This is a genomic window from Klebsiella sp. TF21-TM (assembly GCF_019753495.1).
Taxonomy (GTDB): domain Bacteria; phylum Pseudomonadota; class Gammaproteobacteria; order Enterobacterales; family Enterobacteriaceae; genus Klebsiella; species Klebsiella quasipneumoniae.
Window position 1 is genome coordinate 58,302 of record NZ_JAIJYL010000021.1, and the last position, 21,273, is coordinate 79,574.

At 57.4% G+C, this 21,273-nt stretch carries 21 protein-coding genes and 2 tRNA genes; 10 read left to right on the top strand and 13 right to left on the bottom strand.

Features of this window, described 5'->3' with window-relative positions:
- The first annotated feature begins 78 nt into the window (after positions 1–78).
- Positions 79–1,197 carry an N-methyl-L-tryptophan oxidase gene (solA, locus tag K5R89_RS18900; RefSeq protein ID WP_023289123.1) on the top strand — a complete coding sequence of 373 codons (1,119 nt, stop codon included), beginning with the start codon at positions 79–81 and terminating at the stop codon, positions 1,195–1,197.
- A gap of 72 nt (positions 1,198–1,269) precedes the next feature.
- The gene (locus K5R89_RS18905; RefSeq protein WP_044522066.1) at positions 1,270–1,383 is read left to right on the top strand and encodes a YceO family protein; all 114 of its coding nucleotides are present in this window, start codon (positions 1,270–1,272) and stop codon (positions 1,381–1,383) included.
- Here K5R89_RS18905 and K5R89_RS18910 read toward each other — a convergent pair.
- On the bottom strand, positions 1,369–2,433 hold the full coding sequence (locus K5R89_RS18910) for a rhodanese-related sulfurtransferase (RefSeq protein WP_023289122.1): 1,065 nt from the start codon (positions 2,431–2,433) through the stop codon (positions 1,369–1,371). The genes K5R89_RS18905 and K5R89_RS18910 overlap by 15 nt on opposite strands.
- A 204-nt stretch (positions 2,434–2,637) precedes the next feature.
- On the opposite strand from K5R89_RS18910, the gene K5R89_RS18915 reads away from it, so the two are divergent.
- From K5R89_RS18915 to K5R89_RS18925, 3 genes are all read left to right on the top strand, one after another.
- Positions 2,638–3,558 (top strand): Kdo(2)-lipid IV(A) acyltransferase, encoded by a 921-nt coding sequence (locus K5R89_RS18915; RefSeq protein ID WP_044522065.1) that lies wholly within the window; start codon positions 2,638–2,640, stop codon positions 3,556–3,558.
- A gap of 171 nt (positions 3,559–3,729) precedes the next feature.
- Positions 3,730–4,968, top strand: coding sequence for a multidrug efflux MFS transporter MdtG (gene mdtG, locus K5R89_RS18920; protein WP_044522063.1), 1,239 nt, complete (start codon positions 3,730–3,732; stop codon positions 4,966–4,968).
- Between the two features lie 91 nt (positions 4,969–5,059).
- Entirely contained in the window at positions 5,060–5,446 is a 387-nt protein-coding gene (locus K5R89_RS18925) for a MysB family protein (protein ID WP_002898981.1), read from the top strand.
- On the opposite strand, the gene K5R89_RS18930 is transcribed toward K5R89_RS18925, so the two are convergent.
- The 3 genes from K5R89_RS18930 to mdoG all read right to left on the bottom strand — a co-directional run bounded on the left by K5R89_RS18930 (position 5,447) and on the right by mdoG (position 9,815).
- Positions 5,447–5,674 carry a YceK/YidQ family lipoprotein gene (locus tag K5R89_RS18930; protein ID WP_004204534.1) on the bottom strand — a complete coding sequence of 76 codons (228 nt, stop codon included), beginning with the start codon at positions 5,672–5,674 and terminating at the stop codon, positions 5,447–5,449. It abuts the gene before it with no gap.
- A 66-nt stretch (positions 5,675–5,740) separates the two neighbouring features.
- Positions 5,741–8,269, bottom strand: a complete 2,529-nt coding sequence (gene mdoH, locus K5R89_RS18935; RefSeq protein WP_032452426.1) for a glucans biosynthesis glucosyltransferase MdoH — start codon at positions 8,267–8,269, stop codon at positions 5,741–5,743.
- Positions 8,262–9,815: a glucans biosynthesis protein MdoG gene (mdoG, locus tag K5R89_RS18940; protein WP_004140751.1), complete on the bottom strand. Its 1,554-nt coding sequence runs from the start codon at positions 9,813–9,815 to the stop codon at positions 8,262–8,264. Before mdoG ends, mdoH begins: the two co-directional genes overlap by 8 nt.
- A gap of 251 nt (positions 9,816–10,066) precedes the next feature.
- Here mdoG and mdoC point away from each other — a divergent pair, with 251 nt between their 5' ends.
- Positions 10,067–11,227, top strand: coding sequence for a glucans biosynthesis protein MdoC (gene mdoC, locus K5R89_RS18945; protein WP_023289117.1), 1,161 nt, complete (start codon positions 10,067–10,069; stop codon positions 11,225–11,227).
- Positions 11,228–11,261: 34 nt separating this feature from the next.
- Here mdoC and K5R89_RS18950 read toward each other — a convergent pair whose 3' ends face one another.
- The 6 genes from K5R89_RS18950 to ghrA form a co-directional block, all read right to left on the bottom strand.
- The gene (locus tag K5R89_RS18950; RefSeq protein ID WP_044522059.1) at positions 11,262–11,855 is read right to left on the bottom strand and encodes a TetR/AcrR family transcriptional regulator; all 594 of its coding nucleotides are present in this window, start codon (positions 11,853–11,855) and stop codon (positions 11,262–11,264) included.
- Positions 11,856–11,920: 65 nt separating this feature from the next.
- Entirely contained in the window at positions 11,921–12,448 is a 528-nt protein-coding gene (gene ymdB / locus K5R89_RS18955) for an O-acetyl-ADP-ribose deacetylase (RefSeq protein WP_023289115.1), read from the bottom strand.
- 153 nt (positions 12,449–12,601) lie between these two features.
- The gene (locus K5R89_RS18960; protein WP_044522057.1) at positions 12,602–13,084 is read right to left on the bottom strand and encodes a DUF1097 domain-containing protein; all 483 of its coding nucleotides are present in this window, start codon (positions 13,082–13,084) and stop codon (positions 12,602–12,604) included.
- Positions 13,085–13,187: 103 nt separating this feature from the next.
- Positions 13,188–13,742, bottom strand: a complete 555-nt coding sequence (locus K5R89_RS18965; RefSeq protein WP_023289113.1) for a molecular chaperone — start codon at positions 13,740–13,742, stop codon at positions 13,188–13,190.
- A gap of 22 nt (positions 13,743–13,764) precedes the next feature.
- A complete protein-coding gene (locus tag K5R89_RS18970; RefSeq protein ID WP_048334661.1) occupies positions 13,765–14,502 on the bottom strand; it encodes a phosphatase in 738 nt (245 codons plus the stop codon).
- A gap of 88 nt (positions 14,503–14,590) precedes the next feature.
- Entirely contained in the window at positions 14,591–15,529 is a 939-nt protein-coding gene (gene ghrA / locus K5R89_RS18975; protein ID WP_110243584.1) for a glyoxylate/hydroxypyruvate reductase GhrA, read from the bottom strand.
- Between the two features lie 268 nt (positions 15,530–15,797).
- On the opposite strand from ghrA, the gene K5R89_RS18980 reads away from it, so the two are divergent.
- Positions 15,798–15,885: transfer RNA gene (locus tag K5R89_RS18980), tRNA-Ser, on the top strand.
- A 529-nt stretch (positions 15,886–16,414) separates the two neighbouring features.
- Here K5R89_RS18980 and K5R89_RS18985 read toward each other — a convergent pair.
- Positions 16,415–17,320: a LysR family transcriptional regulator gene (locus K5R89_RS18985; RefSeq protein WP_023289111.1), complete on the bottom strand. Its 906-nt coding sequence runs from the start codon at positions 17,318–17,320 to the stop codon at positions 16,415–16,417.
- A 114-nt stretch (positions 17,321–17,434) separates the two neighbouring features.
- On the opposite strand from K5R89_RS18985, the gene K5R89_RS18990 reads away from it, so the two are divergent.
- From K5R89_RS18990 to K5R89_RS19000, 3 genes are all read left to right on the top strand, one after another.
- A complete protein-coding gene (locus K5R89_RS18990) occupies positions 17,435–18,295 on the top strand; it encodes a pirin family protein (RefSeq protein ID WP_044522040.1) in 861 nt (286 codons plus the stop codon).
- A gap of 18 nt (positions 18,296–18,313) precedes the next feature.
- Positions 18,314–18,991, top strand: a complete 678-nt coding sequence (locus K5R89_RS18995) for an isochorismatase family protein (RefSeq protein ID WP_002898927.1) — start codon at positions 18,314–18,316, stop codon at positions 18,989–18,991.
- 145 nt (positions 18,992–19,136) lie between these two features.
- Positions 19,137–19,224 (top strand) — tRNA-Ser (locus K5R89_RS19000).
- Between the two features lie 156 nt (positions 19,225–19,380).
- Here the strand turns inward: K5R89_RS19000 and K5R89_RS19005 are convergent.
- Together K5R89_RS19005 and phoH are read right to left on the bottom strand one after the other, a co-directional pair.
- A complete protein-coding gene (locus K5R89_RS19005) occupies positions 19,381–20,025 on the bottom strand; it encodes a DsbA family protein (protein ID WP_101989687.1) in 645 nt (214 codons plus the stop codon).
- Positions 20,026–20,262: 237 nt separating this feature from the next.
- Positions 20,263–21,051, bottom strand: coding sequence for a phosphate starvation-inducible protein PhoH (gene phoH / locus K5R89_RS19010; protein WP_002898923.1), 789 nt, complete (start codon positions 21,049–21,051; stop codon positions 20,263–20,265).
- Positions 21,052–21,273: the final 222 nt, after the last annotated feature.

Genomic DNA, 21,273 nt, shown 5'->3' on the forward strand with positions numbered 1-21,273 from the left:
TGCCTGAATTATTTTCGGGCTTGTATAAGCACAGGGAGTTAATTACCCTGCTAACAAGGCAATTACCCGGAACTCACCATGCAATACGATCTTATCATTATCGGCAGCGGCTCCGTCGGCGCCGCCGCTGGCTATTATGCGCGTCGTGCCGGACTCAATGTTCTGATGACCGATGCCCATCAGCCTCCTCACCAGGAAGGCAGCCATCACGGCAGCAGCCGTCTTATCCGTCACGCCTATGGCGAAGGTGAAAAATATGTTCCGCTGGTGCTGCGCGCCCAGCAGCTGTGGGATGAACTGGCCGAGATCAGTGGCGAAGCCGTGTTTGAACGCACCGGCGTCATAAACCTCGGCCCTGCCAGCTCCCCTTTCCTCGCCAACGTTGCCGCCAGCGCCCGTGCGTTCCAGCTTGAGGTGGAAGAGCTGGATGCCCAGGCCGTGATGCAGCGCTGGCCGGAAATACGCCTCCCCGATGACTATCGGGCGATTTTTGAACCCGCTTCCGGCGTACTGCGCAGCGAACTGGCCGTGGAAACCTGGATCCGTCTGGCGCGGGAAGCGGGCTGCGCGCAGCTATTCAACTGCCCGGTCTCGGCTATTCATCACCATGCAGATGGGGTCACCATCGATACCCTCGACGGTGAATATCATGGTAAAAAGCTGCTGGTCAGCGCCGGGACCTGGGTCACCCGCCTGCTTCCGGACCTTCCCATCCAGCCGGTACGCAAGGTGTTCGCCTGGTACCAGGCCGATGGCCGTTACAGCAGCAAGAATCACTTCCCGGCCTTCACCGGCGAGTTGCCCAACGGCGATCAATACTACGGTTTCCCGGCGGAAGATAACGAGCTGAAGATTGGCAAGCATAACGGCGGTCAGCCGATCTCCATGCCGCAGGAGCGAGTGGCGTTTGGCGCTGTCGCCAGCGATGGCTCCGAATCGTTTCCGTTTTTGCGTAACGTCCTGCCCGGGATCGGCGGCTGCCTGCACGGCGCCTCCTGTACCTACGATAATACCGTCGATGAAGACTTTATTATCGATACGTTACCCGGCAGACCAGACACGCTGCTCATCACCGGTCTGAGCGGGCACGGCTTTAAGTTTGCCCCGGTGCTGGGGGAAATTGCCAGTCAGTTTGCTCAGGGCGAAGCTTCGAGCTTCAACCTGGCGCCCTTCTCGCTGGCGCGCTTTAACGCGTAATGGAATGCGGCACTTTTGCCGTCGGGCAAAAAAAACGGCCTCTGTCGAGGCCGTTAGTGATTGAGAGCGGTTATGCGTCGCCTGTTTAATTTGCTGGTCAATAACGTCCGCGAGCACTTTATGATCTACCTGGCGCTCTGGCTGCTGCTGGCGATCTTCGATCTTGTCTGGTTATGGTTTTTCTGACGGCTCAGGATCGAGGATCCCGAGTTTGGTGTTCAGCCGGCCACGGGATTTATTAAAGATTTTATTGCCGTTTTCACGCCCGGCGCGCAGCTGACGCTGCTCCTCTTCCGGCAGCTTATGCTCTTCCATGCAGGCTTCGCTACAGCAGCCGGCAAACTTCTCGGCACAGCTCGGGCACTGGATAAACAACAGATGGCAGCCATCATTCAGGCAGTTGGTATGGGTGTCGCACGGCGCGCCGCACTGATGACAGTGGGCGATAACGTCATTGGAGATCCGCTCGCCCATCCGTTCATCAAAGACAAAATTTTTGCCAATGAAACGCACCGGCAGCCCCTGCTCACGGGCGCGGCGGGCGTACTCAATGATGCCACCCTCGATGTGCCAGACCTTATTGAAGCCGTTATGCTTCATCCAGGCGCTGGCTTTTTCACAGCGAATACCGCCGGTGCAATACATGACAATTTTCTTGTCTTTATGGTCCTGCATCATTTCAACGGCTTTCGGCAACTGGTCGCGGAAGGTATCCGCTGGGATCTCCAGCGCGTTTTCGAAATGGCCCACCTCATATTCATAGTGGTTGCGCATATCGATAAACACGGCATCCGGATCGTCAAGCATCGCGTTGACCTCCGCCGCCTTGAGATAGTCTCCGACGTTGGAGGCGTCGAAAGAGGGATCGTCGATGCCGTCGGCAACGATGCGGTCGCGCACTTTCAGACGTAGCACCCAGAACGATTTACCGTCGTCCTCGAGAGCGATATTGAAACGCAGCCCCGCCAGCGCCGGATCGAAGCCATTGAGAAACTCACGCAGGGCTTCAACGTTGCTTTCCGGCACGCTGATTTGCGCGTTGATCCCTTCCCGGGCCAGATAGATGCGGCCAAAGACTTTCAACTGGGTTAAGGCAACCCACAGCGCATCGCGGGTCGCTTGCGGATCGACAATGGTGAAATATTTATAGAACGAGATCGTCGTGCGCGGCTCGGTTTCAGCCAGCATTTGCGCCTTTAACGTCTCATTTGAAATGCGGTTGTGTAACACTGGCATGGTGTACCTGCTCGACATAGAAATGAGGAAATAAACGGCGGGCATGATATAGCAAAGCTTATTAATTTACATCCCTACATTTTACGCTACATTTTTCTCACCGGTCGCCCCCCACTTAACAAAACGATGTGGCTGTCGCCGCCTTTGGCTGGCCGGTAAAAAAATGCGATAATATAAGATGTTGCTCACTGATACGGGTATGAAATGACTCATTTGCCTAAATTTTCTCCGGCGCTGCTGCATCCGCGCTATTGGCTGCTGTGGCTGGGTATCGGCCTGCTGTGGCTGGTTGTCCAACTGCCCTACCCGCTGATCTACCGCCTCGGGAACGCCATCGGCCGGCTGGCCATGCGATTTATGAAGCGCCGGGCGAAGATCGCCTATCGCAACCTTGAGCTCTGCTTCCCCGAGAAAAGCGAGCAGGAACGTCACCGGATGGTGGTGATGAACTTTGAATCGGTGGGTATGGGGCTGATGGAGACCGGTATGGCCTGGTTCTGGCCGGTTCGCCGTATCGCCCGCTGGACCGACACCATCGGCTTTGAGCATATTCGCGATGTGCAGGCGCAGCAGCGCGGCATTCTGCTGATCGGCATTCATTTCCTGACACTGGAAATGGGCGCGCGGATGTTCGGTATGAACGAGCCGGGGATTGGCGTCTATCGTCCCAACGATAACCCGGTCATCGACTGGCTGCAGACCTGGGGCCGACTGCGCTCCAACAAGGACATGATCGACCGCAAGGATCTGAAAGGCATGATCCGCGCGCTGAAAAAAGGCGACGTGGTGTGGTACGCGCCAGATCATGATTACGGCCCGACCGCCAGCGTCTTCGCCCCACTGTTTGCCGTAGACCAGGCGGCGACCACCTCCGGCACCTGGATGCTGGCGAAAATGTCCAAAGCCTGCATCGTGCCCTTTGTTCCACGCCGTAAACCGGACGGTAAAGGTTATGAACTGATTATCCTGCCGCCAGAGTGCTCCCCGCCGCTGGACGACGCGGAAACCACCGCTGCGTGGATGAATAAGATCGTAGAGCAGTGCATTATGATGGCCCCGGAACAATATATGTGGCTCCATCGCCGCTTTAAAACCCGCCCCGAGGGGATGCCCTCCCGCTACTGAACCTCTTTCCCGGCCGCGCGCCTCCCGGCCGGGAATCCCCAGCGCTCAGGCTTTACGCTCTACTTTAGCTTTAAAAGCTCTTCTCCATTGCGGCATTTATTTCCCAGGCGCATAATTAGCAGGCTCATATTTTCTCTTAATTTGACCTGCCGCGCAGGCCAGTGGAACCCTATGTCGTCTGCTGATACCCCCATTAACTGGAAACGAAACCTGACCGTCACCTGGCTTGGCTGCTTTTTAACCGGCGCCGCCTTCAGCCTGGTCATGCCCTTTCTGCCGCTCTACGTCGAACAACTCGGCGTCACCGGGCATAGCGCCCTCAACATGTGGTCCGGGCTGGTCTTTAGCATCACTTTTCTCTTCTCCGCCATCGCCTCGCCGTTCTGGGGCGGACTTGCTGACCGCAAGGGACGTAAAATCATGCTGCTGCGTTCAGCCCTCGGGATGGCCATCGTCATGATGCTGATGGGGATGGCGCAGAATATCTGGCAGTTTCTGCTACTGCGCGCGCTGCTCGGCCTGCTGGGGGGCTTTATTCCCAATGCCAACGCCCTGATTGCCACCCAGATCCCGCGCCATAAAAGCGGCTGGGCGCTGGGCACGCTGTCAACTGGCGCGGTAAGCGGCGCCCTGCTCGGCCCGCTGGCGGGTGGCTTCCTGGCCGACCACTGGGGCCTGCGTACTGTCTTCTTTATGACCGCGGCGGTGCTGTTTATCTGCTTCCTGTTTACCCTGTTTTTAATCCGTGAAAATTTTGTCCCGATCGCCAAAAAAGAGATGCTCAGCGCGAAGGCGGTGTTCTCCTCGCTGCAGAATCCGAAACTGGTGCTCAGCCTGTTTGTCACCTCGCTGATCATCCAGGTCGCCACCGGCTCCATTGCGCCGATCCTGACGCTTTACGTGCGCGATCTGGCGGGTAACGTCAGCAATATCGCCTTTATCAGCGGGATGATCGCCTCGGTGCCGGGCATTGCCGCCCTGATGAGCGCCCCTCGTCTGGGCAAACTGGGGGATCGTATCGGACCGGAAAAAATCCTCATCGTGGCGCTGATTATCTCGGTGCTGTTGCTGATCCCGATGTCGTTCGTCCAGACCCCGCTGCAGTTAGGTATCCTGCGATTCCTGCTCGGCGCCGCGGACGGCGCGCTGCTGCCGGCGGTGCAAACCCTGCTGGTGTATAACTCCACCAGCCAGATCTCCGGGCGGATCTTCAGCTATAACCAGTCATTTCGTGATATTGGCAACGTCACCGGCCCCCTGATCGGCGCCTCGGTTTCCGCCAACTACGGCTTTCGCGCCGTCTTCCTTGTCACCGCAGGAGTGGTGTTGTTTAACGCGATCTATTCGACCCTCAGCCTGCGCCGGCCAGCCGCGGACGCCTCGCAGCCCGACCGCCATTCAGTAAATTAACGTCCAGAGGGGCTCAGCCCCTTGACGCTTTGCCTGGCGCCTTCTATAGATTGAATCGTGTTCAATTCATATTCTTCTCAGGAGATTCGCTATGCCAAAGGATTCGATGTTCTATGCCACGCTCGAAGAAGCTATTGATGCAGCCCGTGAAGAATTTCTCGCCAACAACCCTGACAGCGATGAAGAGAGCGCTAACGTTGAGCAGCTCAATATTCAAAAGTATGTGCTGCAGGATGGCGATATCGCCTGGCAGGCCGAATTTTTTGCTGACGAAGAGGAACAAGGCGAATGCTTACCGATGCTCAGCGGCGAAGCCGCGCAGAGCGTCTTCGATGGGGATTATGATGAGATAGAGCTGCGTCAGGAGTGGCTGGAGGAAAATACGCTCCATGAGTGGGATGAAGGTGAATTCCAGCTCGAGCCCTCGCTGGACACCGAAGAGGGACAGACGGCGGCCGACGAGTGGGACGAGCGTTAATCAGTTATAGGGCCCGTGGCTGGCGTCCAGCGGCAGCAGCAGCGTATCGAAAACCAGCGAGAACGGCAGGTCCAGAATGGTGAGATAGCGCCATCCTGAATCGCGAACGTCCCACTGCACGCCCGGGTAATATTGATTGCCATGCCCCTGCCCGGGCACCGTCCGGCTAATAATGCTGCCGCAGCCGCTAAGCAGCAGCGCCATGGCAATGATAGGTAGTATTCGCATCCACAACCTCGTGTTTCAGATAAAAAAATACCGGCATCGCTGCCGGTATTTTCCTTAACGTACGGCTTATTTCGTTTTCAGCGCCAGCGGGTTAAGCGCCAGCTGCTGATAGGCGTTCACCCACGAAGAGTATTTCTCCGGCGCGGCCCATACGCGATAGTGCAGACGCGACATGGTTACCGGGTCGCTCAACAGCACCAGTCGACGATCGCGGTTCAGCTTATCCGGCGTTTCATTCAGCGCCTGCTCGACATGGCGCTCGCGGGCGATCTCCAGGATATGACCCTGACGGTGGCGCGCGGTGGCCATCGCGGTCGCGAGGGCGTTAAACGACGGGTTAAACACCGCGTGCATAAAGCCATCGTCCAGCGAACGCTGACGGTTCAGCGTCAGGTACGCATCGGTATCTTTGAGCACCTGCGGCGGCGAATACTCTTCCGGGATCAGGAACAGCTTCCAGCGCTTGGTGCGCAGGCCCACGGTCGCCCGGCTGGAGATCGCCGACACGAACGGCGACAGGATCAGCGATACGACAATCGGCGCCAGCCAGAACAGGAAGCGCAGATCCAGCCATGCCATGCCGACCGCCCATACCAGCCCCAGCAGCAGCTGCGAGCCGTGACGCATAAAGGCTTCTCCCCACGGCGTGGAGTCATCATCACGCTGCGGCGAATTCCACACCACTTCCCAGCCGAGGAAGGCGCTGACCACGAAGACGGTGTGGAACAGCATGCGCACCGGCGCCAGCAGGACCGAGAACAGGACCTCCAGCAGCAGGGAAAGCGTCACGCGGATAAATCCACCGTACTCCTTCGGCCCCTTACACCACACCAGGATGATACTCAGCAGCTTCGGCAGGAACAGCAGCACCATGGTCGAGGCGAACAGCGCAATAGCCAGCTCCGGACGCCACTGCGGCCACACCGGGAACAGCTGACGCGGCTGCAGGAAGTACTGCGGCTCGGTCAGGGCATGCACCACCTGCAGCGCTGTCGACAGGGCAAGGAACATAAACCACAGCGGCGCCGACAGGTAGGACATCACGCCGGTAAGGAACACCGCCCGGTGAACCGGGTGCATCCCTCTCACGAGGAACAGGCGGAAGTTCATCAGGTTGCCCTGGCACCAGCGGCGGTCGCGTTTCAGCTCGTCCAGCAGGTTCGGCGGCAGCTCTTCATAGGAGCCCGGCAGATCGTAGGCAATCCACACGCCCCAGCCGGCGCGGCGCATCAGCGCGGCTTCAACGAAGTCGTGCGACAGAATCGACCCGGCAAAGTTGCCCTCGCCCGGCAGCGGCGCCAGCGCGCAGTGCTCAATGAACGGCTTCACGCGGATAATGGCGTTGTGTCCCCAGTAGTGGGACTCCCCCAGCTGCCAGAAGTGCAGACCCGCCGTAAACAATGGACCATACACCCGGGTGGCAAACTGCTGGCAACGCGCATACAGCGTGTCCATGCCCGAGGCGCGCGGGGATGACTGGATGATCCCGGCGTTCGGGTTCGCTTCCATCAGGCGCACCAGGCTGCTCAGACACTCTCCGGTCATCACCGAGTCAGCATCCAGCACCACCATGTAGCTATACTGGCTGCCCCAGCGGCGGCAGAAATCATCGATGTTGCCGCTCTTGCGCTTCACGCGACGACGACGACGACGGTAGAAGATCTGCCCTTCGCCCTGTACTTCGGCAATCAGCTCCATCCACGCCTTTTGCTCAGCGACACAGATATCGGGGTTATAGCTGTCGCTGAGGATATAGACGTCGAAATGGGCGGCGTTGCCGGTGGCTTTCACCGACTCCCAGGTCGCCCGCAGCCCGGCGAACACGCGGTCAACGTCTTCGTTACAGATCGGCATAATAAGCGCCGTACGGTGCGCCGGGTTCAACGGTTCGTCACCGACCGTCGAGGCGGAAATACTGTACTTATCGCGACCGATCAACAGCTGCAGGAAGCCCATTAACGCGGTCCAGAAGCCGGCGGAAACCCAGCAGAACAGCACCGCGAAGAGGATCAGAATGCCGCTCTGCAACACGTACGGCAGCAGCTGCATGAACGAGACCCACAGGTTCTGCCCCACCATATCGGCCGGGTTGATCAGCGCCCAGCCCTGATAAGGCAGAATGGTTTTCATGTACCAGGTCGCCACCACGGTCTGCGACAGCGTCAGCAGCAACAGGATGTAGCGACGAATGGTGCCGACGGTACGCCATTTTTGCTCGCTCTCGCGTTCTTCTTGCGTCAGGCGGGAGAGATAGCGCGGCGTGACATCGCGTCCGCGCAGACGGTCCCAGAAGCGGCCAACCGGGTTGGTACGCCACGGGTCGGGGATCATCGAGGAGCGCTTGGCTTTCGGCATCGCATGCAGCTGGGTGCGGCCTTCATCATCCTTCACCAGCTGATCGCCAGACAGCGAATCCGGCCAGCTGTGCGCCAGCCGCGCCTTGACCGACCCCAGCGGGGAGTCGTCTTCGCGGGCGAAGGTCTGATGTTCGTCATCCAGGGCCTGATGAACGGCCTGCAGGCTGGTGTCCGGCAGCGCCGATTTCTCGGCGTCCGACAGCGGCAATGCGTCAATGTACTTCGTTATCTTATTCATTGGCAGGCAGCTGATAGCTCCAGGTTTCGCTCAACGTGTCATCGCCGTTAACCAGTGCGGCGCGCATTTCCGTCGTTTTCTTCGGATCTTTCACCTTCAAACGCAGGATCATTCGCCAGCCTTTGGTCACCGGATTGTAACGCACGGTATTTTCAACGATTTCAGCGTTATCGCCGGTGCTCGCCTGGGCGGCGACCGGGGTATCCGCCGGCAGTTTTTTCATATCGGCGCCGGTGAAGTCGACAATGAAAGCAATGGTGCCGTCCGGCTGGCGGATCAGGTTCGACTGCTTCACATCGCCGGTAGAGCGGCGGGTCTGCATAACGTACGCGTTATCCGGCGCATGCAGCTTGTCTTCATCGCGGCTGAAGGTGATGGTGTACTTGAAGTTCATCTCCTTGCCCGGCTCCGGCAGCTGATCCGGCGTCCAGTAAGTCACGATGTTATCGTTGGTTTCATCGTTGGTCGGGATTTCGACCAGTTCGATTTTCCCTTTGCCCCACTCCCCTTTCGGGGTGATCCAGGCGCTCGGGCGCAGGTCATAACGATCGTCAAGGTCCTCGAAGCGCGAGAACTGACGGCCGCGCTGCAGCAGGCCGAACCCTTGCGGGTTTTCCATCGCATAGCTGCTGACGGCCAGGTGTTTCGGGTTGTTCAGCGGACGCCAGATCCACTCGCCGTTGCCCGCCAGGATCGACAGACCATTGGAGTCGTGCAGCGCCGGACGATAGTTCAGCGCCGGAGAAGGCTGGTTGGAACCAAACAGGAACATACTGGTGAGCGGCGCCACGCCCAGTTTGCCCACTTTGTCACGCAGGTAAACTTTGGACTGGACATCCACCACGGTATCGCGTCCCGGCATGATTACAAAGCGATACGCGCCGGTTGCCCGCGGCGAATCCAGCAGCGCATAGATAGTCAGACGCTTGTCGGTAGCTTTTGGACGCTCAATCCAGAACTCACGAAAACGCGGGAACTCTTCGCCGGAAGGCAGCGCGGTATCGATAGCCAGACCGCGCGCGGACAGACCGTATACCTGACCCTGACCCAGCACGCGGAAGTAGCTGGCACCGAGCATGCTGACGATTTCATCGTTCTTATCTTTGCTGTTGATCGGATACAGTACTTTGAAGCCGGCGAAACCAAGGTCTTTCACCGTGTCTTTATCGTGCTGAACGTTACCAAAGTTAAAATAGTCCGGGCTATATTTAATTTTGCGCACGCTGGTGGCCGTCACTTCATTGATGGTGACCGGCGTGTCGAAGTACATACCCTGATGGTAAAATTCAAGCTTGAATGGGGTTTTCTGGTTATTCCAGTAAGCTTTATCGTGATTAAACTGAATTTGCTGGTAGTCCGCGTATTTCATGTCGCGGAAAGCGGAGGGCAGGTTACTCTTTGGCGCTTCATAGCCTTTCCCGGCTAACGTTTTGGCCTCTTTTGCAACGTCATCAATGCTAAATGCCCATGCAGATGAAGTACACAGGGACAACATTACGGCTGCGCTTAACCAACGCATTTTCATCATCTGTGGTTTATGTTTCATATAAGTAAGCACTTCCCCCTTTGTGTGCTTAAATCGATCCGATCTATTTTAATGGAAACTCAGGCAATCCGACAACATAATCCCTGCTTTGTTCAGCGTAGCGGCGCAGGGAATAAACAGTTCGCAGTCCCGTTTGCACTTTGCGTGCTTATCCTGGAGACAGGTACCCCGAGTTCATGTAGGGTTGCTGATAATGTAAGCGTTATCATCTTGAGTGATAAGACGAATTATCTGAGATTGTCGTGAATCGTATGAATAATACTCCGGTACAGCGTGAATATTTTTTCGACAGCATCCGCGCCTGGCTGATGCTGCTGGGGATCCCTTTTCACATTTCGCTGATTTATTCCAGCCATAGCTGGCATGTCAACAGCGCAGAGCCCTCGTGGTGGCTGACGCTGTTTAATGATTTCATTCATGCCTTCCGCATGCAGGTCTTCTTCGTGATCTCCGGCTATTTCTCCTACATGCTGTTCCTGCGCTACCCGCTGAAAAAGTGGTGGAAAGTGCGCGTCGAACGGGTCGGTATTCCGATGCTCACCGCCATCCCGCTGCTGACGCTGCCGCAGTTTATTATGCTGCAGTACGTCAACGGCAAGGCGGAAAACTGGCACACCCTTTCGGGGTACGACAAATTCAACACCCTGGCGTGGGAGCTCATTTCCCACCTCTGGTTTTTGCTGGTCCTGGTGGTGCTGACCTCGCTGGGGGTGGTACTGTTTAAATGGCTGACGCGCCGCCCGGCTCCGGGCGCTCACGCATTCGGTGACACTGTCACCATGGGCCAGCTGACGATGATTTTCCTCGCGCTGGGGGTGCTTTACGCGCTGATCCGTCGGTCATTGTTCGTGATCTACCCGCCCCTGCTGAGCAATGGTCTGTTTAACTTTGTGGTCATGCAGACGCTGTTCTATCTGCCCTTCTTTGTGCTGGGGGCGCAGACCTTTATTAACCCGCGCTTAAAGGCGATGTTCACCACCCCGTCGCCATGGTGTTGCGTGGCGTCACTGCTGGGATTCATCGCTTACCGCCTGAACCAGCAGTATGGATCTGGCGACGGTTGGATGTATGAAACGGAATCGGTGATCACCATGGTGCTGGGGCTGTGGATGGTGAATGTGATCTTCTCGCTCGGCCATCGCCTGCTGAATTTCCAGTCGGCGCGGGTGACCTACTTCGTCAATGCTTCGCTGTTCATTTACCTGGTGCACCATCCGCTGACGCTGCTGTACGGGGCGTGGATCACCCCGGCCATTAAGTCGAATACCTTAGGCTTTATTGGCGGGTTGGTTTTTGTGGTGGGGATTGCCCTGATCCTGTATGAAATTCATCTGCGTATTCCGCTGCTGCGTTTCCTGTTCTCCGGTAAACCCATGAGCAAACCGGCAAAAACCCCGGCCTCGGCCAGCTAACCTTTAGCCTTTGCGGCACGCCAGGCGTGCCGCGCTACGCTTGCTCATCAAACAGCCGATCGAAGATCATATTATACAGGGCTTCTAAATCCGCTTTATCGACCGGAGTGGAGGCGCTCAGCTCACAGCGGTAGGCTGCCCCCTCCGTCAGAACGGCGATGAGCTCTGAAGCAGCATTGCGTCGCGCATCGCTGAGACCGGGATGATAGCGCTGCGACAAACGGCCGCCCTCCTCTTTCAACCTCCGATCGGCCTGCACCAGGATTTCGCGCAAGCGTGGGTTACGCGAGGCTTCGGCATTGATTTCCATCAACAGATAATTGTCGCTTTTGGTGGCTGCCGAAGTCGGGATCCTGCCGGCCAGCACCGCCGCTTTGCGCGCCAGATTGTGGTTCTCATCGATCATCTCCCCGACCCTGGCGTTGACGATTTCGCTGACAATCGCTTCGATGATCGCTTCCTTGCTGGCAAAAATGCGATACAGCTGACCGACGCTCAGGCCCGCCTCGCGGGCGATATCAGCGACAGAGGCGCCATGCAATCCCTTTGTCGCAAAACATCTTTGCGCAGCGGCAACGATCTCCGCGCGGCGCGCCTGCTGCTTCTGCTGTACTTTTCCTTCCGACACCTGCTCCCTCCTGCAATCCATCATTCCTGTCAATACCGGCGGTTATCATAGCCTATTCTGCGGAATCAGGGGTATGCCGCCAGCAGGCGACGATAGATAGCCGCCGTTTCCTCGTCGAAACAGACGAACAGGACCCGTTCAAGCGGGTTATAGCGGGTGAGAAACGCGGTCACAGTGCGCACGGCGATCGCCGCCGCTTCCTCTTTCGGATAGCCATACACGCCGGTGCTGATCGCCGGAAACGCAATGGAGCGATAATTGTTTGCCGCCGCCAGCTGCAGGCTGTTTTTGTAGGCATCGGCCAGGGTTTGCGCCTCCATGCGGTCGCCGCCGTGCCAGACCGGGCCCACGGTGTGGATCACCGCGCTGGCGGGAAGATCGCCCGCCATCGTGATCACCGCATGACCAGGGGGACATTCGCCCTGCTGCTGCAACACTTGCTTGCAGGCCGCCAGCAGCGCGGGACCGGCCGCCCGGTGGATCGCGCCATCCACCCCGCCGCCGCCCAGCAGCGAGGGGTTTGCCGCATTCACAATCACATCGACATCAAGCGTCGTAATATCGCCGAGAATTACTTCAGGTTGAACAGCCATTTCTCCTCCTGTCGGCATAGCGCGTAGATACGGCTTTCTGCCGATACTAGGGCATACCCGCCCCCGGGAGCAAGATTATCCCGCCGCGCCGGCGACAAGAAGGTAAAAAAAAACAGGACCCTGAGGGTCCTGTTGCTATTATCGTCCCGCCGCTCAGGCGTTGTCATTGGCGAACGATTTATGCTTATCCGCACGGGCCGCCAGCCACAGGCCACTATTTTTCATGGCATAGCCAAAGACCAGGCCCAGCGCCAGAGAAGGGATAACCAGACGCCAGTCGCCGTCTGCCGCGAAGGTCGCGCAGGCGCCGATAAAGGTGCCGGGGACAAACGACAGCAACGTCTGTCGCGCCTGGATGCACATCAGAAAGGCCACGACGCCGGTCATCATATAGCTGAGGATCTGCAGCTGCGGGGCCAGCGCGCTACCGTGGATAATCACCAACGCCCAGACCACGCCGCTCATTACCGTACAGGAGGAGATGGCCAGACCTTTCAGACCGCCCTGCGGGCAGGCGAAATAGGCGGTACAGCCGAGGAAACCGGCCCAGCTCAGCAGGCCGAGGGCGACCGCCACCCATCCCCAAATCCCGGAGAGAATGCCCGTCGTTAATGCGATTGCGAAGAGTATGTTCATGGCGCGTATCCTAGCAGATACGCGCCGGAAGAATGCGATCTAAAACACACTATATGAATGAACCTAATTTCAGTTACATTAAAATAGTGACTTAAATCACATTTTATTGCTCATCTTCTTCCTGAAGCTCGTCCCACATCGCGGCGATGGCGTCGCGGGTCAACGGCGCCATCGTGCGCCAGAACGCTGTGTGCGCATGCGCTTCGACTTTCCCCAGCATTGTCCCGCACCACGGCAGGATATAGTCGGCAAACAGGCGCTCCAGCGTCTCGCTCTGCTCTTCTGTGGCATGATCCTCCAGCCAGGAGGCGGCCAGCAGCAGCGATCCGAGATGATCCGCCGGACCTTCTCCCGTCGGGATGCCATGCTCGCTCAGAAAAGCCCGGACCTCCGCTTCCGAGGAACCCTCCACCCACGCGCTGCGGTACGGCGGGACGCTGCAGGCTTCACCGACGAACAGCGCATTATAGTCCGTCGCCAGGGACTGCATTTCACAGCTTTTCTGCAGACGCGCCAGCAGCTCGTCCTGTTCCAGCGGCCAGCTGGCGGCCAGTTTGCCCTCGCGGATCAGGGTAAACAGCGGCACCAGCAGCGGGTCCTGCGGTTGACGGTAATACAGCGAACCCAGCACGCGGCAGAGGATTGAAAACTCGTTCATTCAGTTATTCCAGTTATACAAATTAAAGGTCAGCAAATTCCGGGATCGCCGGCATACCACGCGACTCGAGGAAGTCGAGCAGGCGACGCGGAGAAACGTTGAGGATCCTCTCCTCCGGGAAATCGACAGCATCGAGGATCTTGCGGCATTCGGTAAACTCTCCGAGGGTAAACGCAGTGTGAGAGTCCGAGCCCAGCGCCACCCACCCTCCGGCGTCGCGCACCGCGGCGGCGATGGCCCGGCAGTTATCTTCACTGCCCACGCGCGATGAAACGAAAGAGGAGTTATTGATCTCCAGCGCCACCTGGTAATGGGCCGCCGCTTCGGCAATGGCCGGGATATCCACCGGGAATTTCGGATTACCCGGATGGCTAATCATATGCACTTTACCGCTGGCCATCGCGGCAATCATCGCCTGCGTATGGGTGGCGCTATCCTGCGGCGGAAACACCGGCTCGTGGAATCCGGCGATGATCAGATCGAGCGACGTCAACATCGGCCCGGAACAGTCGATCTCGCCTTCGATATTTTTAATATTCGACTCAATTCCGCGCAGGATCCCCACACCGTCCACCAGACGGGGCCAGATGCGCATATTAACGAAATGCCAGTAGTGCGGAGCATCCGCCATGTCCGGGCCGTGATCGGTAATGGCGAAGAGTTTGATCCCTTTACGCTTTGCTTCCGCAATATAATCGTGCAGGGTGCTGTAGGCGTGGGTGCTGGCGACGGTATGCATGTGCAGGTCAACGGGATACATCACATTCTCCTCTTCTGTTTGCCGCAAGAATAGCAGGAATCCGGGCGCTTGATTAGCAAAAACCCCGCCGTGGCGGGGTTTGCTTACCTTAATAACCGCGCTGACGATCGACCTGACCGCTAACCGGTTCCCCTCGCTCCAGTCGGCTAATGGTCCCGGCGATGTAGGCAATGGCCTCTATCGGGCGGGTGACTGCCGCCACGTGGGGAGTCATGGCCACCCGCGGGTGCGCCCAAAGCGGGCTCTCCTGGGGCAACGGTTCGCGACTGAAGACATCGAGCATTGCCCCTTTGAGCTTACCGCTGTTCAGCGCCGCCAGCAGATCTTCTTCAACGACATGCACGCCGCGGGCAAGGTTTAGGACATAGCTCTCATCCGGCAGCTGCGCCAGCAGCGTCTGGTTAATAATGCCGACGGTTTCAGCGGTGTTCGGCAGCAGGTTGATCAGCACGCGGGTCCCCTGCAGGAATGTGCCCAGCTCGGCCTGGCCGGCAAAGCTCTGCACCTGCGGCCAGGCTTTGCGGCTACGGCTCCAGACGCGAAGCGGGAATCCCCAGGGTTGCAGGCTTTCCGCCACCTTCGCCCCCAGCACGCCGGCGCCCATAATCCCGACGGTGAAATCGTCGGCAAGATACTCAGGCAACGGCTGCCAGCGGGACGCCAGCTTCTGCGCCTGATAGTCATCGAACCGGCGGAACCAGTGTAGAACCTGGCTCACCGCATACTCCTGCATCTGCCGTCCCATGCCCGTATCTTCGAGGCGAAACAGCGGGATCGACAGGGGCAACATATCCGGATGATCGCGCAGCTTACTGAGGATCGAATCCACCCCCGCCCCAAGGGCGAACACGGCCTTCAGCGCCCTGCCCTGCAGCATCTCTACCGGTGGATGCCAGACCAGGGCATAGTCCGCCGGCTGGTTATCGCCCGCTTTCCATTCGCGCACTCGCGCGCCGGGTAACTGCTTTTCCAGCTCTCGGATCCAGTATTGGGTATCAAAGGTCGGATGGTAAAAAATAATCTCCATAGGGGCTCCTGATAGCAAACGCCCGGGGCAGGTTAATGCTGGCGTCTTATTTTACTCATTGTTTTCTATTGGTTTGCCAGCATAGCAAATTTCCCCTTGTCGCAAAGTGAAAAGGGAGTGGCGACAAAAAAAACGGATTTCGCACGTTTAAGGAGCAAGTTGTTCGAAGTTTGTCTAAACGCGCTGATTTTGCAAAAAGTTGATTGACGGGCGATACGTATTTCCCTACATTAGCGCCCGTTCCCGACAACAACGGGAAAGACAATATGGTGAGGTGTCCGAGTGGCTGAAGGAGCACGCCTGGAAAGTGTGTATACGGCAACGTATCGGGGGTTCGAATCCCCCCCTCACCGCCATATTTTAAGAAGAGCTCGTACGCAAGTACGGGCTTTTTTTTCGCATGTGGCACCCGCCGGGGGGAATGAGAATCCCCGACCGGGGTTCGACAACTGGCGCAGCCACCTGGACAGACCGTGAGCCCGCGAGCGGGCTGCCCCGCAGGGGCGAGCGAAGCGAGTCAATCCCCCCCTCACCGCCATATTTTAAGAAGAGCTCGTACGCAAGTACGGGCTTTTTTTTCGCATGTGGCACCCGCTGGGGGGGGTGAGAACCCCCGACCGGGGTTCGACAACTGGCGCAGCCACCTGGACAGACCGCGAGCCTGCGAGCGGGCTGCCCCGACAAAAACGCCGGGAGCGTTTTTGAACAACGCCTGCGTTGGCCCCGCAGGGGCGAGGCCCATGGATGGGCCGAGTAACGGCGAGCGAAGCGAGTCAATCCCCCCTCACCGCCATATTCGAGATGAGAGCCTGTACGCAAGTACGGGCTCTTTTCTTTTATATTCTCCGCTGGGGGGACGCCCCCCGGGAAAAGCGAATCCCGAAGCTAATCCTCCTCCATTCGTTGATACTCTTCGCTGAGGTAATCCACCAGCGCTCTAACGGAGGGCAGCAGCCCGCGCCGGGAGGCAAATACCGCATGGATCACTTCCCGCCGCGGCTGCCACTCATCCAGTACCACCTCTAACTCCCCTGACGCCAGCTGATCGCGCACCATCAATAAAGGAAGCTGCACCACCCCCACGCCGGCTATCGCCGCCTCGCGCAGCGCCAGCATATCGGTGGTCACCATTCGCGGCGTGAAATACACCTCCGCCCTTGCCCCTTCAGGCCCGGTAAGCTGCCATTTATGCTGATGCTTGTTCGCCCCCAGGCTGAGCCCCGGCCAGTCGCTCAGCTCAGACGGCGCCTGCGGGCGTCCGAGCCGGGAAATCAGCTGCGAACTGGCCACCAGCCGGTGCCCGCGGTCCGCCAGCACGCGCATCACCAGGTCGCTGTCCTCGATTGGCCGGGGACGGACGCGGATCGCCACATCAATGCCCTCACCGACCACATCCACCCGGCGGTTGGTCGCCTCAAGATGCAATGTTACCCCGGGATAGCGCGCCATAAATCGCGCCAACATCGGTCCGATATGGACATGCAGCAAGGTGACCGGACAGGTGATCCTGACGCTGCCGCGCGGCTCGGCGCGCAGCGTGTCGACCGCCTGCTGCGCCGCCTCGGCCTCAATCAGCATCGCTTTGCAATGCTGGTAAAAGGTCTGCCCGACCTCGGTGACCGCGAACTGGCGAGTGGTTCGCTGAATCAAACGCACGCCCAACCGCTCCTCGAGTTGCGCAATACGGCGGCTGAGCTTGGATTTCGGCTGGTCAAGCGCTCGCCCCGCCGCGGCGAAACCGCCATGGTCCACGACCTGGACAAACCAGGCGAAGTCATTGAGATCCTGCATCCTTCCTCCATTGTTCCATTTTTGGAACAGTATAGGTCATTTTTGCTTACTACCGCACACGTCGTCCCGGATATAAGCTTATTCACATCAGATACCGATACACAGGAGAAAGCCATGAAACAGATTACAGGAGTCTACACCGCGCCTGCGCAGCATTGGGTAGGCGACGGCTTCCCGGTTCGTTCGATGTTTTCCTATCAGACGCACGGCCAGCAGTTGAGCCCCTTCTTACTGCTCGACTATGCCGGGCCGTACACCTTCCCGGCAGGCAGCGATAAACGCGGCGTCGGTGAGCATCCGCATCGCGGATTCGAAACCGTCACTATCGTCTACGCCGGTGAAGTAGAGCATCGTGACTCCACCGGACGCGGCGGGGTGATCGGCCCAGGCGACGTGCAATGGATGACGGCCGGCGCCGGGATCCTGCACGAAGAGTTCCACTCGGAGGCCTTCACCCGCAGCGGCGGCGAGCTGAAGATGATCCAGCTGTGGGTCAACCTGCCCGCCAAAGACAAAATGACGGCCCCCGGCTACCAGAGCATTACCGCCGGGACAATCCCCACCGCCGCGCTGGCGAATGGCGCCGGACAGGTTCGGGTTATTGCCGGCCAGTATGACGACGTCAGCGGCCCGGCCCATACCTTCTCACCGCTTAACGTGTGGGATCTGCAGCTGAATCAGGGGCACGACCTCACGCTGCGCCAGCCGGAAGGCTGGAGTACTGCGCTGGTGGTACTGGAAGGGGAAGTGATCATCAACGGTTCCGAATCCGCCCGCGAAGGCCAGCTCGCCGTCCTGAGCCAGGCAGGAGACGCACTGCACCTGGAGGCGACCGCCCAGGCAAAAGTTCTGCTGATGGCCGGCGAACCGCTGCAGGAGCCGATTGTGGGCTATGGCCCCTTTGTCATGAATAACAAAACACAGATCGCAGAAGCCGTTCGCGATTTTAACAGCGGCCGCTTTGGCCAAATCTAACTCATTGAGGTGAATACTATGTCTACTCCCGCTAACTTTAACGGTGCTCGTCCGGTGATTGATGTCAACGATACCGCCATGCTGTTGATTGACCACCAGAGCGGCCTGTTCCAGACCGTCGGCGATATGCCGATGCCAGAGCTGCGCGCTCGCGCCGCCGCGCTGGCGAAGATGGCCTCGCTTGCCGGGATCCCGGTGATCACCACCGCTTCCGTGCCGCAGGGGCCGAACGGTCCGCTGATCCCGGAGATTCATGAGAACGCGCCGCATGCGAAATACATCGCCCGTAAAGGCGAGATCAACGCCTGGGATAACCCGGAATTCGTCGCCGCGGTGAAAGCGACCGGTCGCAAAACGCTGATTATCGCCGGGACCATCACCAGCGTCTGCATGGCCTTCCCGGCGATTGCCGCCGTCGCCGACGGTTATAAAGTGTTTGCCGTGATTGACGCGTCCGGCACCTACAGCAAAATGGCGCAGGAGATCACCCTGGCTCGCGTGGTACAGGCCGGCGTAGTGCCGATGGATACCGCCGCCGTCGCCTCTGAGCTGCAGCGTACCTGGAATCGCCCGGACGCCGCAGAATGGGCGGAGGTGTACACCAAAGTCTTCCCGGCCTACCAGCTGCTGATCGAAAGCTACAGCAAAGCGCAGGACGTCGTGAAGAATAACGAACAGCTTGATTCCCAGCGCTAAAACGCCTGCCCCGCTACGTCACAGCGGGGCGTTGTTCATTGCGTGAGCGGTCGGTAAAGAAAGAAGAAAATATGCTTGACCGTTTTAACACAACTCCCTATAGTAGCGCCCCGTTGCCCACCCAAGGTGAGCAGCAAGACAATATGGTGAGGTGTCCGAGTGGCTGAAGGAGCACGCCTGGAAAGTGTGTATACGGCAACGTATCGGGGGTTCGAATCCCCCCCTCACCGCCATATTCGAGATGAGAGCCTGTACGCAAGTACAGGCTCTTTTCTTTTATATTCTCCGCTGGGGGGGGGGATGAGAACCCCCGACCGGGGTTCGACAACTGGCGCAACCACCTGGACAGAACGAAAAAGACAAACCTAATGATACTTTCTCACTTCGTGTTACAGGGGCTTGTTAAGCAAAAATAAAACCAGATTCGCCATATCCTCTGCATAGGTATCATAGTCATCTTGCGCGAGTGATGCATTGTTAATATGATATTTCCCTGAAACATAAAAAGAAGGCGTACCACTTACTTTCATTTTTTCGACCAGATTGTCCTGTCTGGCAATTAAAGCTTTTACCATAAAATTACTTTGCATTTCGGCATATTTCTCGGACGTAATGCCAAGTTGATTAAATACCTTAACAATATCAGCTGTCGTTTTAATATCACGCTTAACCTGTAAGCCTTCAAACAATAACTTTTCCACCTTGCCATCTACCCCAGCATATTGTGCTACGGCCCATGCTTCTGTTAATGCTGGTCCTAAAGGTCCCATCTGGCTGACATGGTATTTTTCCAGTTTCATATCGGCGGGCAGGCGCTTTCTGATAGTTGTATCAACATTGATGCGCTCTGCAAACGCATAACAAGGTCCGCAGTAGAAGGAAAAAAACTCAACCAGTTGCGGCGGTTGCTTAACAGTAGAATTAATGACAGTGAAGTTTTTCCCTGCCTGATAATCTTTACTATAAGCAGCAGATGACAACCCCACCATCAAAATAGTAATTAATAACTTGATAACTTTCCCATGTACGACCATAGTGCTTCCCTTACAAGTATCCATACAATTAAATGAGTAAAACGGCGTAAGACGAAAGAAATTATTAGAAAGGCGCTTATGTATAGCAAAGCAGATATTCTTGTATTACAGAGAAGAAATTCTATCACCTACAGCGATGGATCCCTCAAAACAGAAATTTTATCCGCACTTCAGTCTGTCGCAAAGATCAAAACAACAAAGCCCGGGCTAGCCCGGGCCTTGCTCACAGTATGACGCTCAATAATAGGCTTTCAGCGTCCGCTGGCAGAGGGCCGAGCGCACGCAGTCATCGGTGGTGAAACGCACGATGCCGATCATCTCGTCTTCCTCAAAACGCGCCAGCGCATCACTTAGGCCAGATCTCACACCAGAGGGCAAGTCGCACTGGGTGATATCGCCATTGACGATGACCGTCACGTTCTCCCCGAGGCGGGTTAAAAACATCTTCATTTGCGCTGCGGTCACGTTCTGGGCCTCGTCCAGAATCACCACCGCATTTTCAAAGGTACGTCCGCGCATATAGGCGAACGGCGCGATTTCCACCTTGCCGATTTCCGGACGCAGGCAGTACTGCATAAAGGAAGCCCCCAACCTTTTCACCAGCACGTCATAAACCGGTCGGAAATAGGGCGCGAACTTCTCGGCGATATCTCCCGGTAAGAAGCCGAGATCTTCGTCGGCCTGCAGAACGGGACGGGTAACAATAATTCTGTCCACATCCTTATGGATCAGCGCTTCCGCTGCCTTCGCCGCACTAATCCAGGTCTTGCCGCATCCGGCTTCGCCGGTGGCGAAAATCAGCTGTTTATTGTCGATGGCATTCAGATAATGCGCCTGAGCCTCATTGCGCGCCTCAATTGGGGAAGTATCACGGCTGTCCCGCGCCATGCCAATTGCTTCTACGCCACTCATTTGCACAAGCGATGTGACCGATTCTTCTTCACGCTGCTTATGACTGCGTGAATCCCGTCTCAGCACACGTTTTGCTTCACGACGAGCTTTGATCACTGCTTTTTGTCTTCCCATGGATAGCACCTTGCGTTGTAGGTTTACATCACACGCGTCAACATCGACGCGACTATGCGCACGAACGATTGAGGTTTGGCTTCCTTGTAAGCCATTGCTTGCCGGTAGAACTGACAACGAGTCGCGGCTACGCGCACCGCGTACCCTGCCAAGGTGATAATAATTCGAAGCGGAGGGAGAAAGAGTGAGAAAATCGCTGCCGGAAGCGGGGCTTCCGTGCTG

Bases quoted from the DNA above. Each gene is read 5' to 3' on its own strand.
- K5R89_RS18960 (WP_044522057.1), bottom strand. From the start codon at position 13,084: ATGAACATACTCTTCGCAATCGCATTAACGACGGGCATTCTCTCCGGG.
- mdoG (WP_004140751.1), bottom strand. From the start codon at position 9,815: ATGAAACATAAACCACAGATGATGAAAATGCGTTGGTTAAGCGCAGCC.
- mdtG (WP_044522063.1), top strand. From the start codon at position 3,730: ATGTCGTCTGCTGATACCCCCATTAACTGGAAACGAAACCTGACCGTC.
- K5R89_RS18990 (WP_044522040.1), top strand. From the start codon at position 17,435: ATGAAACAGATTACAGGAGTCTACACCGCGCCTGCGCAGCATTGGGTA.
- ghrA (WP_110243584.1), bottom strand. From the start codon at position 15,529: ATGGAGATTATTTTTTACCATCCGACCTTTGATACCCAATACTGGATC.
- K5R89_RS18970 (WP_048334661.1), bottom strand. From the start codon at position 14,502: ATGTATCCCGTTGACCTGCACATGCATACCGTCGCCAGCACCCACGCC.
- K5R89_RS18995 (WP_002898927.1), top strand. From the start codon at position 18,314: ATGTCTACTCCCGCTAACTTTAACGGTGCTCGTCCGGTGATTGATGTC.
- mdoH (WP_032452426.1), bottom strand. From the start codon at position 8,269: ATGAATAAGATAACGAAGTACATTGACGCATTGCCGCTGTCGGACGCC.
- K5R89_RS18905 (WP_044522066.1), top strand. From the start codon at position 1,270: ATGCGTCGCCTGTTTAATTTGCTGGTCAATAACGTCCGCGAGCACTTT.
- K5R89_RS18965 (WP_023289113.1), bottom strand. From the start codon at position 13,742: ATGAACGAGTTTTCAATCCTCTGCCGCGTGCTGGGTTCGCTGTATTAC.
- mdoC (WP_023289117.1), top strand. From the start codon at position 10,067: ATGAATAATACTCCGGTACAGCGTGAATATTTTTTCGACAGCATCCGC.
- K5R89_RS18985 (WP_023289111.1), bottom strand. From the start codon at position 17,320: ATGCAGGATCTCAATGACTTCGCCTGGTTTGTCCAGGTCGTGGACCAT.
- K5R89_RS18930 (WP_004204534.1), bottom strand. From the start codon at position 5,674: ATGCGAATACTACCTATCATTGCCATGGCGCTGCTGCTTAGCGGCTGC.
- phoH (WP_002898923.1), bottom strand. From the start codon at position 21,051: ATGGGAAGACAAAAAGCAGTGATCAAAGCTCGTCGTGAAGCAAAACGT.
- K5R89_RS19005 (WP_101989687.1), bottom strand. From the start codon at position 20,025: ATGGTCGTACATGGGAAAGTTATCAAGTTATTAATTACTATTTTGATG.
- K5R89_RS18910 (WP_023289122.1), bottom strand. From the start codon at position 2,433: ATGCCAGTGTTACACAACCGCATTTCAAATGAGACGTTAAAGGCGCAA.
- ymdB (WP_023289115.1), bottom strand. From the start codon at position 12,448: ATGGCTGTTCAACCTGAAGTAATTCTCGGCGATATTACGACGCTTGAT.
- K5R89_RS18925 (WP_002898981.1), top strand. From the start codon at position 5,060: ATGCCAAAGGATTCGATGTTCTATGCCACGCTCGAAGAAGCTATTGAT.
- K5R89_RS18915 (WP_044522065.1), top strand. From the start codon at position 2,638: ATGACTCATTTGCCTAAATTTTCTCCGGCGCTGCTGCATCCGCGCTAT.
- solA (WP_023289123.1), top strand. From the start codon at position 79: ATGCAATACGATCTTATCATTATCGGCAGCGGCTCCGTCGGCGCCGCC.